The following is a 16,431-nucleotide window of genomic DNA, read 5'->3' as shown; positions in this document are numbered from 1 at the left end:
TTGTATGCCGTAGATACAAGCTCCTCTCCATGCATTCTGATGTAGCACCACTCGTAGAAGCGGGGCGGATTTCTGAAGAAGTCGGCGCACGATTATCACAACTTGCCCCAGGGCAATATTGTCTCCACAAAAGCTGGGGAGCCGGCAAAGTGATCGACTGGGATATTCGAAGCGGGAAGATCACGATTGATTTTGAGAAGAACGAAGCTCAGACAATGGGGCTTCAGTTGGCGATCACTAAGACTGAGCCGTTGGCAGCCGACCATTTTAGAGCACAGAAGTTAGAGGCAATGGAGGAGTTGCGTGCATTGGCGCACAATGATCCTGTCGAGCTCGTGCGTCGTACATTGAAGAGTAATGGGGGGACTCTTAAGATTGATCAACTTGAGCGTGAGTTGATTGGTTCAGTGGTGCCGGAGGAAAATTACAAGAAGTGGTGGGACGGAGCGAAGAAGCTATTGCGTGAGAGTCGTGCAGCGATTGTGCCGACAAAGCGCACCGAGCCACTTGTGTTGAGAGATGAGAATGTCTCTCCAGCTGATTCGTTATTGCAGGATTTTGAAGCTGCTCGTGATTTCAAAGCCAAGGCGCGTGCGCTGGAGGCCATCATTAAGGACTTTAAGCATTTCAAAGGAAACAAGGAAGCTCAGGAGGCTATCAATAAGAGCATTGATGAGTCAGTGCGCAAGGGAATGAAATTGCACTTGGGGCAAGCTTTAGACCTGTTAGTTGGCCGTGACGAAATGATGGCAGCATCCGAGGTTATGGAGTTGGATGCATCCGCATTACGTGTGTCTGATGTGATCGCTAATGAGGGAGCTAAGATTGGTGAAGAGCTTGGTTCTCTTCCTGCAGCGCGCCAGCGTATGGTGTTTGAGGCTTATCCGGCAGCCTTTGGTGATGCGTGGGTTGATGAATTACTAGCGATTTTCGACATTGTAGGGCCGAGAGGTTTGGCAGAGATTGCCAAGCTATTGATTGAAGAAGATCAGAGTGCTGAGTTGTACACGTTCTTGCGTCGCCACATTGGTGGGCGCACATTGGGAGCGGACTCGTTATTGTGGGTATGCCGTGAGCGAAAGAAATCATCTGAGCCCGTGTTTGACGTGGAGGTGGGCAATGCCATTTTGAGTCTTCTTGAGCGTGATGTGATGGAAGACGGTCCGCGCAAGAGCAGCCGACTTCAATCATATTTCATGGAAGATCGAGCATTGATTGCGGATTTGCTAGAGAATACTGAGAACAATGAAGTACGCAACTTTGCGAGAAAGCTTCATCAGAGTCAGATCTTTGCAGAGCTTGACCGCAAGTCCTTGATGGCACGTGTCATCAAAGCCTGCCCTCAGACTCAGGAACTCGTCACGGGTGATGGGGCTGAGAAGAAGGATGACGGAGTGATCTCTTCATGGGACAGCATTGCGAAGAGGAAAGAAGATTTGGAAGATTTGATTTCCAATCAAATCCCTCAGAACCGTGAGGACATCAAGATTGCACGTTCTTACGGTGACTTACGCGAGAATGCTGAATACCACATGGCGAAAGACCATCAGAAAGTATTGATGCGTCGTCAGGCGGAGATTGAGGCATCATTGGCGAGCGTGCAGGGAACAGACTTTTCCAACGTCGACAGTTCTGAGGTTAACATCGGTACTGTAGTTGGTTTTAAGGACGCGGCTGGCAACTCGGTCACGTACACAGTCTTGGGGGCATGGGATTCTGACACAGATAACAATGTTATTTCTTATCTTTCTGAGTTAGGCAACAGCATGCTCGGCCTCAAAGTAGGAGATAAGACAAAGGTGCAGTCCGTGGAAATGACTGTGGAAAGCATCGCACCCTACTCTAAAGGCTAAGAGACAATTTCCTAGCGGGATGCATAGAGTGTGACCCGCTTGCCACCTTTCTAGTGATAGGAGGTGGATCCAACACATGGCTCTTCACCACATTTGAGCCCAAACCACATTATAAAAAATTATGGAATTCACAGCAATTGAAGATATTCGCGCACGCGAGATCATTGACTCCCGCGGTAACCCGACGGTAGAGGTTGACGTAACGCTTGCAGACGGTTCGTTTGGCCGTGCAGCAGTACCTAGTGGCGCGTCCACAGGTGAGCACGAAGCATGCGAACTCCGCGATGGCGACAAGGCGCGCTATCTTGGTAAAGGGGTTGCAAACGCAGTTGCAAACGTAAACGACAAGATCGCGCCTGAGCTTATCGGCCTCGACGCTACTGACCAAGCTCTCATCGACCGCACTATGCTTGAGCTGGATGGAACTAAGAACAAGACTAGCCTTGGAGCTAATGCGATTCTTGGTGTGTCTCTCGCTACAGCGCACGCTGCAGCAGCTTCTTGCGACCTTCCGCTTTTCAAGTACCTTGGTGGTCCTAACGCAAAGGTGCTTCCAGTGCCGATGATGAACATCGTTAATGGTGGTTCACACTCCGATGCTCCTATCGCATTCCAGGAATTCATGGTGCGTCCAGTTGGCGCTCCAACATTCAAGGAAGCAATCCGCATGGGTGCAGAAATCTTCCACGCACTTAAGAAGGTACTTCACGACCGTGGTCTTTCTACAGCAGTCGGTGATGAAGGTGGTTTCGCTCCTACATTTGACGGCACATACGACGCACTTGATACAGTTTCCAAGGCTGTTGAGAACGCAGGCTACAAGCTTGGTGAAGAGGTGACATTCGCACTCGACTGTGCAGCTTCCGAGTTCTTCGAGAACGGTGTATACGACTATTCTAAGTTCGAAGGTGAAGGCGGCCAGAAGCTTTCTTCTGAAGAGCAGGCAGCATTCCTCGCTGAGCTTTGTGAGAAGTACCCAATCGACTCCATCGAAGATGGTTGTGACGAAAATGACTGGGATGGCTGGAAGGCACTTACCGACAAAGTTGGTGACAAGGTTCAACTCGTTGGTGATGATCTCTTCGTAACTAACGTTGAGTTCCTTCAGAAGGGTATCGACCTTGGTGTTGCGAACTCCATCCTCATTAAGGTGAACCAAATTGGTACACTCACTGAGACTTTCGACGCAATCGAGCTCGGTAAAGTGAATGGTTACAACTCTGTTATTTCCCACCGTTCAGGTGAGACAGAGGACAACACCATTGCTGACATCGCGGTTGCTACCAATGCGGGCCAGATTAAGACTGGTTCAATGAGCCGTTCAGACAGAATTGCAAAGTACAACCAGCTTCTTCGTATTGAAGAAAAGCTTGGTGCTAACGCAATCTATGCTGGCACTCTCTAAGTTTTTCTGTTAAGGAAACTTAGAAGCAAACTTTTCCTCATGGCTCTGAAAGGGGCCATGAGGAATCTGCGTATTTAGTGAAGTCGCTCGCGAGGGCGCAAAAAATTCCCCGGAATGGCACGAGTATCAACAGCGAGAGTAAGAGCGCGTCGGCACGCAGACCGGCGGATGTGCGCGCGCACTCAAGCGTTGAAGAAGCTCAATGTTTTTGCCTTTTATAGTTTAGTGATCATTGCGTGTTTTGGGGTGATCGCGACGTGTTTGCCAGAGTTTCGGAAGTTACAAGCTTCTGAAGAGGAGTTGGCTGAAGTGCTTGAGCAGAAGCAGGCGATGGATGATCGTGTGGATCAACAGCTGAGAGAGTATCGCGCCTTGGAGCAGGATCCTTATTTTTTGGAGATCTACGGTCGTGATCGTTTGGACATGTACAAAGATGGAGAGCGTATCTTCCGATTCTCACGCGATAAGAAGCTCTAGTGTGGTTTGAGCTATGCCCTCGACATCATTGTCTGATCTTAGGGGGGAGGATGTGGCTCTGGTTAATCGCCTTTTTCACGAGGAACGGGCTATTTTCTGATCAATTTCGTTCTTCTTTAGTACTGACTTTTGGTAGAAGCAGCGGGTGTTTAGTGAGTTTGTTCTTACCTATTTGTTAGGTTTCTGATATTGCTCGGATGTTATGTCTGAATATCCTAGAACTTTGTCCCACATTGGGCTCTCTGTGCCCAATTTAGAGCGAGCAGTAGAATTTTACCGAGAGGTAATGGGGTGGTATGTGATTATGGAGCCCACTGAGATCCAGGAAGACAAGAGCACGGCGATTGGGCAGATGTGCTCCGACGTTTTTGGTGATGGTTGGGGGAGCTTCAAGATTGCACACATGTCGACTGGTGATCGGATGGGCGTGGAGTTATTTGAGTTTCGCAATAACGAGAAGCCTGAGGAATTTGAGTATTGGCGCAGTGGAACATTTCACTTTTGTGTGCAAGATCCTGACCTTGAGGGTTTGTTGGAAAAGATTTTAGCGCATGGAGGGAAGCAGCGGATGCCGGTGCGCCATTATTATCCGGGCGAGAAGCCTTATCGTATGGTGTATGTAGAGGATCCTTTTGGTGTGGTGTTTGAGATTTATTCACATTCTTACGAATTGACATACTCTGCAGGAGCGTATTGAGGGGGAAACGCGCATGCTATAGCTTGACCATTGTCGATCTTAGTTTTAGGGAATTGGCATGCAACCACTTTACGAAGGCAAGGCCAAGAGACTCTATACGACTGATGACCCGAATGTTCTCCGTATGGAGTACAAGGATGAAGCCACAGCATTTAATGCTGAGAAGAAGGCTGAATTTGAAAACAAGGGGCGTCTGAATACAGCGATTACTTTGGCTATCTACCGCATGTTGGAAGCTAAGGGGGTGGAGACGCATCTTGTGGAGGCGATTGATGACATCAACTTGTTGGTGAAGTCTGTGGATATTCTCTTGGTAGAGGTGATTGTTCGTAATGTGGCAGCAGGTTCATTCTGCAAGCGCGTTGGTGTAGAAGAGGGGACTGAGTTTAAGCAGCCGATTGTGGAATTTTCATACAAGAGTGATGAACTCGGCGATCCATTGATTAATGACGACTACGCTCGCGAGATGGGTTTGGCGACTCCTGAAGAGTGTGCTGAACTCAAGCAGAAGGCTTTAGTCATTAATGATGTAATGATCGAGTTCTTCAAGCATGCAGGATTGAAGCTAGTTGACTTTAAGATTGAGTTTGGTCGGACCAAAGACGAGGAGGCTAAGATTGTATTGGCAGATGAGATCAGCCCGGACACATGCCGTTTGTGGGATATTGAAACTGGCAAGAAAATGGACAAAGATCGTTTTCGTCAGGACCTCGGTGGAGTGATGGAGGCCTATGAGGAGGTTCTCAAGCGGGTTGAAGATGCAGTGAAGTAAGCTACTGACTCCGTCATTTTTATTGAGCCTCACTCTTGAATGGGAGTGGGGCTTTTTTTGTGGATTATGTGTATGTGGAAGTGTGGGTAGAGTGGTTGCGAATGTTATAGCAGTCATCTAGAATAGTTCAGCGGCTTGCTCGAAGGTGTGGTCAAGCAAGCTACAGAACCTTTTCATTTACCAATAGATATTATGCCGAATCCATGGACAGGGGTGGGGAACCCATATACACGACAAGAAGTTATTGAGCGTTTTAACAACACGCTTTCGAAGGGGGAGTCAATTATTGTAGCAGGTGCTGGCACAGGCATTTCTGCCAAGTTTATTGAGAAAGGTGGAGCAGACATGATTATCATTTACGCTTCAGGTCGTTTCCGCATGGCTGGTGCGGGGTCTGTTGCAGGGATGATGGCGTATGGAGATGCGAATGCGATTGCTATGGAGATTGGCGAGTACGAAGTTTTGCCGGTTGTCAATGAGACTCCGGTGATTTGTGGTATTCACGCCTCTGACCCACGTCGCCGGATGTGGCATTGGTTGCAGCAGGTGAAGGCGATGGGTTTTTCTGGAATTAACAATTTTCCGACCCACACGATTATTGATGGGCATTTCCGTCAGACACTTGAGGAGACTAACATGGGGGTACAAAAAGAGATCGATGCTGTTGCATTGGCTTCGAAGATGGATATTTTCTCTATCACCTATGTTGGTACTCCGGAGGAGGCAAAGAAGATGGCTGAAGCTGGTGCTGACGCCGTGATTGCTCATGTGGGATGTACAGTGGGAGGGTCGATTGGGGTGACAGATGCTTCTATCGGTCTAGATGAAGCAGCCAAGGCGACTCAAGCCATCTGTGATGCCGTACATTCTGTGAACAAGAACACGTTTGTGTTATCTCACGGCGGTCCAATTTTAACACCTGAGGACGCTGCCTACATCAACGAGCACACTGACACAGTAGGTTTTGTTGGAGCTTCAAGTATTGAGCGTATGGCTGTGGAAAGTTCCATCACAGATCTCACTCGGGAGTTTAAATCGATTCCAGTAAAGAGAATTCACTAAGTTAGAAGGGAGAGAATAATGGTTAGGCATTTAGGATTTTTCCAATTCAAAGAAGGTGTGAGTGATGAGGAGATTGCAATGTGTTTTGATGAGCTCAGGGCAATGGTGGGGCAGATTCCAGGTTTGCTGAGTATCGAGCATGGGCTGCATCAATCAGACGAGGGTCTTGATGATGGATTCACGCATGCATTTTGTATGACCTTTGAGTCAATCGCAGCGAGGGACGCATATTTACCGCACCCTGTTCACATGCAGCGAGTGGAGCTCTTTCAGCCACGGCTTGAGCGAGTGATTGTATGTGATTTTGAGGTGCAAGACGCCTTCAAGGCGACTGTGTAGACTGACAATTTTCATGCCATTTCGATGGCTTTTTGACATAAAAAATGGCTCGGTAGGTTTCCCCGCCGAGCCATTTTATTGCGTTACCATCACGTAAGAGTGTTTCTTCGCCGCCTGAGGATGAGGGCAACTCCGCAGAGGCCCATGAGGCTAGGGATGCTGGGTTCCGGTACCACCTCGATGGTGATTGCGGCAAAGTTAGTAGTTGTGTTGCCGCCAGTATTTCTTTGTGGAACGGAAATGGTCCACGAATCATCAGTAATGTCAGAGACGGCAACTTCATAGATGGTTTTCCCATCACCTGATCCGTCGGGGTTTAAGTAATCGTTAGGGGTGCCAAGGGTGCCTTGGGTGACATTAAATGTGGGGTTTCCAGCGCTATTTTCGGCGCCATTTGAGTATGCTCGTACGACGAGACTTTGGCCGGCAGACAGGAAGCTTTGGATTCCAGAGAGGTTGACGGTGATACCAGCTCCACTGTTGTCATCGAAAAACTCGGTGAAGACTAGGTTTTCATCACTCGTACCTGTAAAGTCTCCGCCTGATCCACTGGCCCAGGTGGCGCCTGTGGTCCATGTGAGGGTGAGGCCAGAGAGGACTCCTGGCATATTACGGCTTGTCTGAACGTTTAGGAAGCCATCTGCTCCAAAACCGTTTTGATAGGTTCCCGCATTAGGATCGAGAGGGGCGTACCAATTAGAGGTGCCAAGAGCGGTGATTAAGCTAGTTCCTGGGTTGTTAGGATCTTCGATCTGGCTGATATTTCCAGAGTTTCGATAGAAGCTAATGCCAGCAAGTATGGCGGCGTGGCTAGTGGTTGCTGTGAGGCAGAATGCCGTAGCAAGGATGCTTATGTGGGGTTTCATAGTGGGAGAAATAAATGAACCCTAGCATGATAAGTAGATGTGCTTATTTTTGTAAAGGGGGAAATTACTTAGGGGGGAGGTGTTAGATTGTTCTATAAGAATTGGTTATGTTCTTTTTCGTGTGCGACAGTGGTTTGTGGCCCATGGCCAGGGCAAACGACGGTGTTTTGTGGGAGGGTGAGAAGTTTTTGATGGATGCCGGTGACGAGTTGTTGGTGTGAGCCACCTGGGAGGTCGGTTCTGCCGAGTGATTCATTCATGAGAGTATCGCCGACAAAGACGGCTTCGAGTTCGGGGAAATAAAAGCAGATAGAGTCTGGGGAGTGGCCTGGGATGTGAGAGATTGTGAACTCGAGGTTTCCAATGGTATAGTTTTCTTGTTCGCTGAGGAGTGTGTCTGGGGTGAAGGGAGTGATTTGTATAGGGAGGCCCCAATTTTCGCGTGCTTCTTTTTGGCGCACGAGCCTTTCTGAATAGGGGGAATGCATGAGAACTTCCACTCCGAGCTTCTGTAAAGCTTCGACATCTTCAACGTGGTCGAAATGTTGGTGAGTGAGGAGGAGGTGAGTCGGGGTTAGTTTTTCCTGTTGGATGACTTCATTAATGAGAGCTGGAGCATCAACGACGATGCATGTGTCGTTGTGGTTAATGATGTACCCGTTGGTGAAAACATGTCCTCCTGTGTAGCTGAAAATTGGCATGGGTGTATTTTTCTCACGCGCGCGGTCAATTCAACTTAAAATCTCAGACTTCGACCTTGTTCTGTGATAGCAAGGTCTCTAGATATAGAGCCAATGATTTTGAGAAGTTTGTTTTGTATGATTATGTTGGCTGGGGTCGTGGTGGCGGACGACATGGCGAAGTTGAATACGATGTTGGAGGCTCGAGTCGAGGCTAACAAGAAATACCGTGATCAATTCATGGAAGATGCCAAGGAATCGGACTATGCAAAAAAATTAGTGCCCCTTGAGAAGGCATTGGGCGAGGAATGGGTACATTTTTTGAACTTGGTAAAGAAGTCCGATGATAAGTCATTGAAGGTGGCGACCTTGAAGTTAGAGGTCATGGATGAAATGTGTGGTTGTTACTACGATCTCGAGTGGTCTGAGTCACTGATGGAGAAAGTAAAACTTAGAAATCAATTAGCTGAGTGGAAGAAGAAGCTTGAGCAGCTCAAAGAGATTGAGGGGGCGAGTGCTGCTAAGCCAGAGAGTGAGACAAAGTAATTAATCTAGGCATGTTCGGGGAGGGGGAGTAGGCGCACAGCAGTGTGAGAGGGGACATTAGTATGACAAGAGAAAGGACAGATCGGAAAATTGACACACTACAGAATGTGGAGCTGGGTGATGGTGTGGAGATACAGCTACGTGTGGCCGGTCCATTTGTAAGGTCTATGGCCTTACTGATTGATTATCTCATTATTACGGGTGTATTGATTGTTCTCTCGATGATTGTTGGGGGGATAGCAGCGGGGACGAATGCGAACATTGGTATGGGGGTGATGTTGATTTGTTTGTTTTTAATGTCTTGGGGGTATTTTGCATTTTTTGAGGGAGGGAAGCGTGGTGCAACGCCAGGCAAAAGGTCAATGGGGATAAGGGTTGTGGACAGGTATGGTAATGCTCCAACGCGCGGACAGGTATTGGTGAGGAACATTTTGAGGTTTGTGGATATGATGCCGGGCATTCCGACTGCAGGACTAGGGATGATGTTAGGTGGGTATGGTGCGGGTTTGGGGACGAGTTTATTATCTAAGAAGTTTCAGCGAATTGGGGATTTAGTGGCGAATACAGTGGTGATTTATACCAAGCCGGTGGAGCATGTGCATGCGACTGTTCCTCCAGCCTTGAGTAAAGTGGCGCCGCCAGTGGCGTTAACACGCGAGGAGCAAGCAGCTGTGATGGCATTTCGAGCACGTGCGGGATTATGGTCTGAAGCTAGGCGTATAGAACTGGCGGATCATGCCTCTGCTGTGTCTCAGGGGACAGGCAAAGACGGGATGGCCCGTTTGTTGGGAGTGGCGCATTGGTTAACTGAGGGGAAGTGAGGAAGGGATGAACGCGAAGGAGTTTGAGAGTAAGAAGGCTGAGAAGTGGAGTGATTACGACCACAAGATTCAGCTGCTAGAGAAAGGAAAGGCTGATCAGGTAGAGCAGATCGAGCTTATTCCGAAGCAATACCGCGAGCGATGTGTCGAGTTATCTACGGCACGTCATAGGATGTATGGTGAGCAAGTTTGTGAGTTTCTCAACCAACAGGTAATTAGAGGCCATAAAGTATTGGCGAGGAGTTCGACAAGCTTTGTACAGGCGGTATTTCTTTTTTTACTAAGGGATTTCCCGAAGGCGGTTCGTGGTGAGTGGAAGTTGTTTGTTTTGTGTTGGGTATTTTTCTTGGTGCCACTTATTGGGATGTGGGTATCGGTATCCTATGATTTGGAATGGGTACGCAGTATTTTGGGAAGTCAAGGGATGGCTGAATTAGATGCGACATGGTCTAAGGACAGTGATGCTGTGAGTGATTTTCGTGACGAGACCGGAGCTAACTTCTTGATGTTTGGCCATTACATCCACAACAACATTGGCATTGATTTCCAGATCATAGCGGGGGGGGCGATTGCTGGGGTTGGGAGCCTTTTCATTTTATTGATGAATGGGCTCGCGATAGGTGGGGCAATGGCCTACGTGATAGAATATTGTGATGCGGAGAAGTTTTTTTGTTTTGTATCTGGGCACTCGTCTTATGAACTAACAGGAATGGTCATAGCAGGTATGGCTGGTATGCGGATTGGTCTTGGGATTATCAGCCCTGGGAGGATGACGCGGGCAAAGGCATTGTTAGAAAGTGGGAAGAGAGGCTTGCCGCTTGTCTATGGGGCATTTGTCCTGACATTTGTTGCGGCGTGTGTGGAGGGGTTTTGGTCAGCAGAGAATTTTGCTCCAGTGATTAAATATACGGTGGGGATATTGGGCTGGGTGGCCTTGGCTATTTATTTTATTTTTGTGGGAAGGGGGCACGGTGAGGCTTGAGAAAGTGACGGCGGAGATTCGGCCACGTGGGCGTTGGGAGTCGATTGATTTAGGGTGTGCCTTGGTGCGTGAAAACTTTGGCAAGGTGATGGGGGCATGGTTTTTATGTGTGGTGCCACTTTGGCTTGTGCTCATAGCAATGGGGCAGTTTTGGCCATGGGCTGAGGGGCGGCCATGGGTAGCGGGGTTTCTATGTCTATGGGTTTTACCGATTTGTGATCGTGTACCTTTATTTGTATTGAGTCGTCGTTTATTTGGTGAAGACACTACGGTGTCGGAACTTTTGAGGGCATTTCCTGCGATGGTTTTTAGGCGTTTTTTCGTTACAATATTGGCGGGGCCATTGGCGATGGGAAGGGGCTTAAGTCAACCTGTGCTGGAGCTTGAGGGATTGCGAGGCAAGGCGTATACGGATCGTGTGAGTTTACTCTCAAGGAGTGGTGGAGAGGGGGCCACTCAAGCATCATTAATTGGGGCGGTATTGGTCTTAGCGACAGTATTTTCGATGAGCTTTGTGTTTATGAGTGTGGTTGGATTATTTGGAGATCCAGTTGTGATTGAGGAATTTTGGGTGGAGCATGTGCTTGAGAGTGATGCTGATTTTATACCTGAGCCATATGTTTGGACTGGATTGGGATTGTTGTTAGTGGCTATCACATTGATCGAGCCATTTTATGTGGGGGCAGGTTTTGCAATGTATATCAATAGTCGTACGATCACTGAAGGTTGGGATATTGAGTTGGCCTTCAAGCGGATGAGTGAGAGGGTGAGTAGGCTGCTAGAGAGTACGACAAAGAAGGTTTCGTTAGTCTTGCTCTGTAGCATGGCTTTTTTGGGTGGAGGGATAGAAGTGCAAGCGGCTAATGAGCGACTTGAGAGAGTGTTGGAGGATGAGGCCTTCACGGTTCATAGAGAAACTGTGGAGGTGCCTAAGTCACCGGATGGTGGAGATTTTAGCCTCGGTAGTGGAGGGATGGCTGGAATGGGGGGATTAGCTCAGCTCATTTTTTGGGGAGTGCTAGCGGCGCTTGTAGTTGGTTTGATATGGTTGATTGTGAAAAATCTGCACACCTTTCAGAGAGGGGAGCAAGTGCGTGTTGAGAAGCAACCCAAGATTAGAAGTGTGATGGGGATGGAGGTTGCACCTGAGACTTTACCAGAGGATATTGTAGAAGCTGCGCGCAGGGCGTGGGAGGGTGGCGAGAGGCAATTGGCTCTGAGTTTACTTTATCGTGGCGCTATTTCATGGTTCGTGCATTCTGCAGAGCTTGATATTGATGAAGCTGACACGGAGAGGGAATGTTTAGAACGCGTGGTGTCTAGTCGTCAGGATTCGGTTTATTTTGGGCTGTTGACTGAGCACTGGGTTCGTTTGGCATATGGGAAAGTGGAGCCAGAAGAGGGTGACTTTCTTCGCTTGTGCCACGACTGGCCCTATCAGACGGTGACGCCCATAGAGGGAGGTAAGTTATGAGGTATGGGCTGATTACCATGATTATACTGAGTCTGATTGGGTTAGTCTCATGCGACCAGGAGCCCAAAGAGACACGTGAGAGAGTTATTGGCTATATGGGCCGAGCTCGTCAGAATCCTTATCTAGCAGCAAAGAGGTACCTTCAAGCTGGCGGACACGAGGTTGCTTCAATGAGTGGGGTTCTCAAGTTTTCAGATGATGAGGGGCTGGTATTTACTCCGGCGTCTAGCATTCGATCTGTTGGAGATACAGATAGGGTGATGGACTGGGTGGATGAGGGGGGGCATCTGGTGGTTTTTTTGCAACGTGGCGAAGATTATTGGTATGACTTAGGAGAGGTGAGTGATCATGATCCGGAGTTATGGGCAGAGGATGGTGAGGAGCTTAGTGGAGGTGTGGAATTAATGTTACAATGGCTCGATCTAGAGGTGGTAGAAGAATGGGAAGAAGGGGATAAATGGGATCGAAAGGAGAGCCAGTATGCGAGTGGAGAGGTGTTACCCAATGTCGATGAATGTATTGTGAGTCTGGGTGGGGAGGAGAAGTTTACTTTATTGCTGGGCGGGCATCTAAGGATTCAGACCATGGATGGCGAGTATTTCAATGATTGGAAAGATCAGGGGGAGCAACACCGCTTTTATAGCCGGGAGTATGGGTATGGTAGAGTCACTTTGCTTACTGACGCTCGTGCTTTTCGAAATCCATATCTAGGCATGGCGGATCACGCTAAAATGTTAGATTATTTGGCGATAGGTGGCGGCGCAGTGGTCTTTTCGCTAGGTGAAGTTCCAGGTTTTTTGACCTTACTCAAGGAACATGGATGGATGGGCTTGTGGGGGATCCTCGCTTTATTGGTAGTATGGCTTTGGAAGAACATGCCTCGATTTGGGCCAATACTAGATGTAGAGGAGGGACACTCACGAAACTATGCACAGCAGGTGATGCATGCGGGGAAGTTTTTTTGGCGGAGCAAGAGAGAGGATGTTTTACTACTTTCTTTGCAGGATGCAGTTAGGTCGCGTAGTGGACACATGCAGCAAGAGGCTGTGCATTCGACAGATTTATATGAGAAGCTCGCTCAGAGCTCCGGCATTGACTATGAGATGGTAGAAGATGCTATGACGCGGCGCGAAGCCCGTGATGCAGCCACGATGGTCAAGACAACTCGAACACTTCAATTATTACTTCAAAGCATATGAATGATTATCAAGCCAGTGAACTTTCACCTGCTCCTAACGAACATGAGGGAGAGACAATGGGGTTAGCCCGGAGATTGCGCACAGAGTTGCGCAAGGTAGTGTTTGGTCAAGACATGGTAATTGACCAAGTGATAGCAACTTTTTTAGCTGGCGGTCATGTTTTATTAGAGGGAAAGCCGGGACTGGGGAAAACGCATTTGGTAGTGGCATTAGCGCACACCTTTGGTGGGCAATTTAGCCGTATACAATTTACACCTGACTTGATGCCGTCGGATGTGACGGGCTTTACATTGTTTGACATGAAGAGTCAGACTTTTCAGGTAAGGAAGGGGCCAATTTTCACAAATTTATTATTAGCGGACGAGATCAACCGCTCTCCAGCAAAGACTCAGGCAGCATTGTTAGAGGTGATGCAAGAAAGGCAAGTTACGATAGATGGTGAGACCATCAAGTTAGCACCTCCATTTATGACTTTAGCGACGCAGAACCCTATTGAGCAGGAGGGAACCTATCCATTACCAGAGGCTCAGCTTGATCGTTTTTTAATGAAGGTAGTGATGGATTACCCGAGTCTTAGTGACGAGAGTCAGGTAGTGCGGGATGTGACATCTGGTGTTGGTTTATCAGCAACTTCAGTAGATCAGTTGTACAGTCCAGAGGATATCATAGCTGCGCAGAAGCAGGTGAGAGAGGTTCGCTGTGTAGATGAAGTGGTGCAGTACGCTGTAAATATTGTTAGGGCTTCTCGCAGTACGCAGGGGATTAGTCTCGGGGCTGGGACCCGGGGGGCTATCAGTTTAGTTAGAGTCGCGAAGGCGTTCGCTTATATGGCTGGTAGGGATTTTGTTGTGCCAGATGACATTAAGCAGTCTGTTTTACCTGTATTGAGGCACAGAGTTCAGCTTGCTCCGGAGCTTGCGATCAGTGGGCACACTGTGGATGATGCCATCGGTCAGATTCTCTCGAAAGTGGAGGCCCCACGTCAGTAGCCAGTGATGCTAGGCAATACGATAGTAGGCAGCGTGAGTGCCTTGACTTCATTTCTGACTGGCTTGTTGCTTTATGTGGGTCCGGTCGTAGTGATAGTTTTGTTGTGGAAGTGGCTGAAGCTAAAGCCAGCTGTGGGAGCGCTTTATGCTGCGAGTGTTTGGTTATGTCTTGGGCTAGTGGCATCGGTTGTACCTGGTTTGGAAGGGTTATGGTGGGGGGGCTTGGTTGTTTGGAGTGTGTTGGGGATATTGGATGCGGTATTGTTATCGATGGTTCCTGCGCCTGAGTTTCGGCGCAAATTGCCGGGGAGGTTTGCTATTGATGTCGCGGCGGATGTGGAGCTCGAGTTAGTGAGTCGAGCACGTTGGGCGACTCGCTATGCGGTGTATGATGGTTTACCTATGGTGGCGGAATGTGAGGCATTGCCATGGTCTGGGAAAGTAAGAGCCGGTGGGAAGGTTCACATTTTTTACCCACTTAAAATTCGCGAGCGAGGTCGTTGTAGGCTTGAGGAGGGGTATGTTGAGATCACATCTCCATTTTGTTTGTGGAGCAAGCAGGTACGCGTTGGAGAGAGTGATGAGACGCGAGTGTATCCGAATTATGAACCGGTGATTCAGTTTGCTTTATTGGCGATGGAGAGCAGTCCTGAGCAGATGGGGATAGTAATGAAGAATCGTGTTGGCTTGAGTAAGGATTTCCATCAATTGAGAGACTATCAGCTGGGTGACACACTTTCTAAGGTGGACTGGAAAGCAACATCGAAGAAGCTACAGTTGATTTCAAGAGATTATCAGGAGCAGCGAGATCAGAATGTCATTTTGGCAGTTGACTGTGGTCAGCGCATGAGAGCTATGGATGGCGACATCCCCCAGTTTGATCACTGTCTCAATGCCATGCTTTTATTGGCTTACGTGGCCTTGAAGCAGGGGGACAATGTTGGAGTTATGAGTTTCGGTGGTGAGCAGCGATGGCTTCCACCGGTCAAGGGCGTGAATTCGATGACGACAATATTAAATCATCTCTATGATTACAGAACCACGGCGGCTCCGAGTGATTATGCGGAAGCTGCTGAGAAGTTGTTAATGAATCAAAGTCGTCGTTCCTTGGTAGTTTTTCTTTCTAACATCCGGGGGGAAGATGGTTCTGATATCATTGATCCTTTACGTTTGGTAAGGAAGAGGCATGTGACTGTGTTAGCAAATTTGAGGGAAAAGGAAGTCGTAGACAGTTTTGAAAAACCTGTGGGGAGTTTAGAGGAGGCCTTGGCGTTAGGAGCCACCCAACAGTACCTTGATGAGAGACAAGCAATACTCAAAGAGCTAGCGGCTCATGGGATATACTCGGTCGATGAGACAGCTCAAGATTTACCAGTGGCATTGGCCAACGCTTATTTAGTAGCGAGAGAGAGAGTTTGATACAGATGAGTGATGAGGCACCAGATGCAATGAATTCAGTGTACCAGCATGCCGCAGAGGTGATTGGGGAGGCCGAGGGGATCTTTTTGACAGCTGGAGCGGGGATGGGTGTCGATTCTGGATTGCCGGATTTTCGTGGCGATGCAGGTTTTTGGAGGGCTTATCCATTGTTAGAAAGTGAGGGCTTAGGCTTTCAAGATTTGGCTAACCCTCAATGGTTTGAGAGCGACCCTGAGCGGGCCTGGGGCTTCTATGGTCATCGTTATGCTCTGTATAAAGTGACTCAACCGCATGCTGGATATGGCATTTTACGGCAATGGGTAGAGGGGCGTGAGCATTTTGTTTTCACCTCAAATGTAGATGGTCATTTTCAGAGGGCTGGGTTTGATTCGGTATACGAATGTCATGGGTCGATCCGTCATCTGCAATGTGTGAGGGCGTGCACTGAAGCTATTTGGCCCATGGATGAGCTGGGTTTTGAGGTATGTGAGGAAAGGTTGAGAGCGGATGGTGATTTACCTAGGTGCCCTCATTGCGGAGGGCTAGCTCGCCCCAACATTCTAATGTTTGGGGACTACCACTGGCTTCATCAGCGCAGTGAAGGGCAGTACGACCAACTGGAGGATTGGCGATGGAAGATGCGTGGGAAGAAGGTGGTGACGATTGAAATGGGTGCAGGGACCGCGATTCCAACCGTTCGATTGGCTTCAGAAAAGATGCCAGGAACCACGGTGCGGATTAACCCACGTGAGGCTGATGGTGGTAGCGAAGTGCTGTCAGTGGCAAGTGGTGCCTATGAGGCATTGCAGCGCATCAATACGCTATTTGAAGGGGCGTGATCCTGTCTTGA

At 48.5% G+C, this 16,431-nt stretch carries 17 protein-coding genes; 15 read left to right on the top strand and 2 right to left on the bottom strand.

The genetic code is table 11. The features are described 5' to 3' along the window. Positions 1-29: 29 nt before the first annotated feature. The 7 genes from ACFSW8_RS01720 (at position 30) to ACFSW8_RS01690 (ending at position 6,605) form a co-directional block, all read left to right on the top strand. Positions 30-1,853 carry a GreA/GreB family elongation factor gene (locus tag ACFSW8_RS01720; protein WP_377177291.1) on the top strand — a complete coding sequence of 608 codons (1,824 nt, stop codon included), beginning with the start codon at positions 30-32 and terminating at the stop codon, positions 1,851-1,853. Positions 1,854-1,974: 121 nt separating this feature from the next. Beyond that, complete coding sequence (gene eno / locus ACFSW8_RS01715) at positions 1,975-3,258, top strand: phosphopyruvate hydratase (protein ID WP_377089950.1); 1,284 nt, start codon at positions 1,975-1,977, stop codon at positions 3,256-3,258. Between the two features lie 114 nt (positions 3,259-3,372). Further along, positions 3,373-3,735 (top strand): FtsB family cell division protein, encoded by a 363-nt coding sequence (locus ACFSW8_RS01710; RefSeq protein ID WP_377089951.1) that lies wholly within the window; start codon positions 3,373-3,375, stop codon positions 3,733-3,735. 202 nt (positions 3,736-3,937) lie between these two features. Next, on the top strand, positions 3,938-4,432 hold the full coding sequence (locus ACFSW8_RS01705; RefSeq protein ID WP_377089953.1) for a lactoylglutathione lyase family protein: 495 nt from the start codon (positions 3,938-3,940) through the stop codon (positions 4,430-4,432). Between the two features lie 58 nt (positions 4,433-4,490). After that, on the top strand, positions 4,491-5,204 hold the full coding sequence (gene purC / locus ACFSW8_RS01700) for a phosphoribosylaminoimidazolesuccinocarboxamide synthase (protein WP_377089954.1): 714 nt from the start codon (positions 4,491-4,493) through the stop codon (positions 5,202-5,204). Between the two features lie 192 nt (positions 5,205-5,396). Continuing rightward, entirely contained in the window at positions 5,397-6,266 is an 870-nt protein-coding gene (locus ACFSW8_RS01695) for a phosphoenolpyruvate hydrolase family protein (protein WP_377091536.1), read from the top strand. A gap of 18 nt (positions 6,267-6,284) precedes the next feature. After that, positions 6,285-6,605 (top strand): Dabb family protein, encoded by a 321-nt coding sequence (locus tag ACFSW8_RS01690; protein ID WP_377089956.1) that lies wholly within the window; start codon positions 6,285-6,287, stop codon positions 6,603-6,605. An 89-nt stretch (positions 6,606-6,694) separates the two neighbouring features. Here ACFSW8_RS01690 and ACFSW8_RS01685 read toward each other — a convergent pair whose 3' ends face one another. Both ACFSW8_RS01685 and ACFSW8_RS01680 read right to left on the bottom strand, forming a co-directional pair. Then, the gene (locus ACFSW8_RS01685; protein ID WP_377089959.1) at positions 6,695-7,471 is read right to left on the bottom strand and encodes a PEP-CTERM sorting domain-containing protein; all 777 of its coding nucleotides are present in this window, start codon (positions 7,469-7,471) and stop codon (positions 6,695-6,697) included. Positions 7,472-7,563: 92 nt separating this feature from the next. Continuing rightward, positions 7,564-8,172, bottom strand: a complete 609-nt coding sequence (locus ACFSW8_RS01680; protein ID WP_377089960.1) for an MBL fold metallo-hydrolase — start codon at positions 8,170-8,172, stop codon at positions 7,564-7,566. Positions 8,173-8,295: 123 nt separating this feature from the next. On the opposite strand from ACFSW8_RS01680, the gene ACFSW8_RS01675 reads away from it, so the two are divergent. From ACFSW8_RS01675 to ACFSW8_RS01640, 8 genes are all read left to right on the top strand, one after another. Then, positions 8,296-8,697, top strand: coding sequence for a hypothetical protein (locus ACFSW8_RS01675; RefSeq protein ID WP_377089963.1), 402 nt, complete (start codon positions 8,296-8,298; stop codon positions 8,695-8,697). 62 nt (positions 8,698-8,759) lie between these two features. Beyond that, complete coding sequence (locus ACFSW8_RS01670) at positions 8,760-9,518, top strand: RDD family protein (RefSeq protein WP_377089964.1); 759 nt, start codon at positions 8,760-8,762, stop codon at positions 9,516-9,518. A 7-nt stretch (positions 9,519-9,525) separates the two neighbouring features. Further along, entirely contained in the window at positions 9,526-10,500 is a 975-nt protein-coding gene (locus tag ACFSW8_RS01665; protein ID WP_377089965.1) for a stage II sporulation protein M, read from the top strand. Then, positions 10,490-11,974, top strand: coding sequence for a DUF4129 domain-containing protein (locus ACFSW8_RS01660; protein ID WP_377177289.1), 1,485 nt, complete (start codon positions 10,490-10,492; stop codon positions 11,972-11,974). The genes ACFSW8_RS01665 and ACFSW8_RS01660 overlap by 11 nt, the downstream gene beginning before the upstream one ends. A gap of 17 nt (positions 11,975-11,991) precedes the next feature. Next, entirely contained in the window at positions 11,992-13,173 is a 1,182-nt protein-coding gene (locus ACFSW8_RS01655; protein ID WP_377177287.1) for a DUF4350 domain-containing protein, read from the top strand. Then, positions 13,170-14,162: an AAA family ATPase gene (locus ACFSW8_RS01650; protein WP_377089969.1), complete on the top strand. Its 993-nt coding sequence runs from the start codon at positions 13,170-13,172 to the stop codon at positions 14,160-14,162. The genes ACFSW8_RS01655 and ACFSW8_RS01650 overlap by 4 nt, the downstream gene beginning before the upstream one ends. A gap of 42 nt (positions 14,163-14,204) precedes the next feature. After that, positions 14,205-15,581 (top strand): DUF58 domain-containing protein, encoded by a 1,377-nt coding sequence (locus ACFSW8_RS01645; protein WP_377177285.1) that lies wholly within the window; start codon positions 14,205-14,207, stop codon positions 15,579-15,581. Positions 15,582-15,586: 5 nt separating this feature from the next. Then, the gene (locus ACFSW8_RS01640; RefSeq protein ID WP_377091540.1) at positions 15,587-16,420 is read left to right on the top strand and encodes an SIR2 family NAD-dependent protein deacylase; all 834 of its coding nucleotides are present in this window, start codon (positions 15,587-15,589) and stop codon (positions 16,418-16,420) included. The last annotated feature ends 11 nt before the right edge of the window (positions 16,421-16,431 follow it).

It is taken from the genome of Rubritalea tangerina (assembly GCF_042683245.1).
Lineage (GTDB): Bacteria > Verrucomicrobiota > Verrucomicrobiia > Verrucomicrobiales > Akkermansiaceae > Rubritalea > Rubritalea tangerina.
This window is presented reverse-complemented; position numbering and strand designations above follow the sequence as displayed.

Excerpts from the sequence above, each read along its gene's own strand:
- ACFSW8_RS01705 (WP_377089953.1), top strand. The coding sequence starts at position 3,938 with ATGTCTGAATATCCTAGAACTTTGTCCCACATTGGGCTCTCTGTGCCC.
- ACFSW8_RS01680 (WP_377089960.1), bottom strand. The coding sequence starts at position 8,172 with ATGCCAATTTTCAGCTACACAGGAGGACATGTTTTCACCAACGGGTAC.
- eno (WP_377089950.1), top strand. The coding sequence starts at position 1,975 with ATGGAATTCACAGCAATTGAAGATATTCGCGCACGCGAGATCATTGAC.
- ACFSW8_RS01665 (WP_377089965.1), top strand. The coding sequence starts at position 9,526 with ATGAACGCGAAGGAGTTTGAGAGTAAGAAGGCTGAGAAGTGGAGTGAT.
- ACFSW8_RS01685 (WP_377089959.1), bottom strand. The coding sequence starts at position 7,471 with ATGAAACCCCACATAAGCATCCTTGCTACGGCATTCTGCCTCACAGCA.
- ACFSW8_RS01720 (WP_377177291.1), top strand. The coding sequence starts at position 30 with ATGCATTCTGATGTAGCACCACTCGTAGAAGCGGGGCGGATTTCTGAA.
- ACFSW8_RS01670 (WP_377089964.1), top strand. The coding sequence starts at position 8,760 with ATGACAAGAGAAAGGACAGATCGGAAAATTGACACACTACAGAATGTG.
- ACFSW8_RS01695 (WP_377091536.1), top strand. The coding sequence starts at position 5,397 with ATGCCGAATCCATGGACAGGGGTGGGGAACCCATATACACGACAAGAA.
- ACFSW8_RS01640 (WP_377091540.1), top strand. The coding sequence starts at position 15,587 with ATGAGTGATGAGGCACCAGATGCAATGAATTCAGTGTACCAGCATGCC.
- ACFSW8_RS01690 (WP_377089956.1), top strand. The coding sequence starts at position 6,285 with ATGGTTAGGCATTTAGGATTTTTCCAATTCAAAGAAGGTGTGAGTGAT.
- ACFSW8_RS01710 (WP_377089951.1), top strand. The coding sequence starts at position 3,373 with ATGGCACGAGTATCAACAGCGAGAGTAAGAGCGCGTCGGCACGCAGAC.
- ACFSW8_RS01655 (WP_377177287.1), top strand. The coding sequence starts at position 11,992 with ATGATTATACTGAGTCTGATTGGGTTAGTCTCATGCGACCAGGAGCCC.
- purC (WP_377089954.1), top strand. The coding sequence starts at position 4,491 with ATGCAACCACTTTACGAAGGCAAGGCCAAGAGACTCTATACGACTGAT.
- ACFSW8_RS01650 (WP_377089969.1), top strand. The coding sequence starts at position 13,170 with ATGAATGATTATCAAGCCAGTGAACTTTCACCTGCTCCTAACGAACAT.
- ACFSW8_RS01675 (WP_377089963.1), top strand. The coding sequence starts at position 8,296 with ATGTTGGCTGGGGTCGTGGTGGCGGACGACATGGCGAAGTTGAATACG.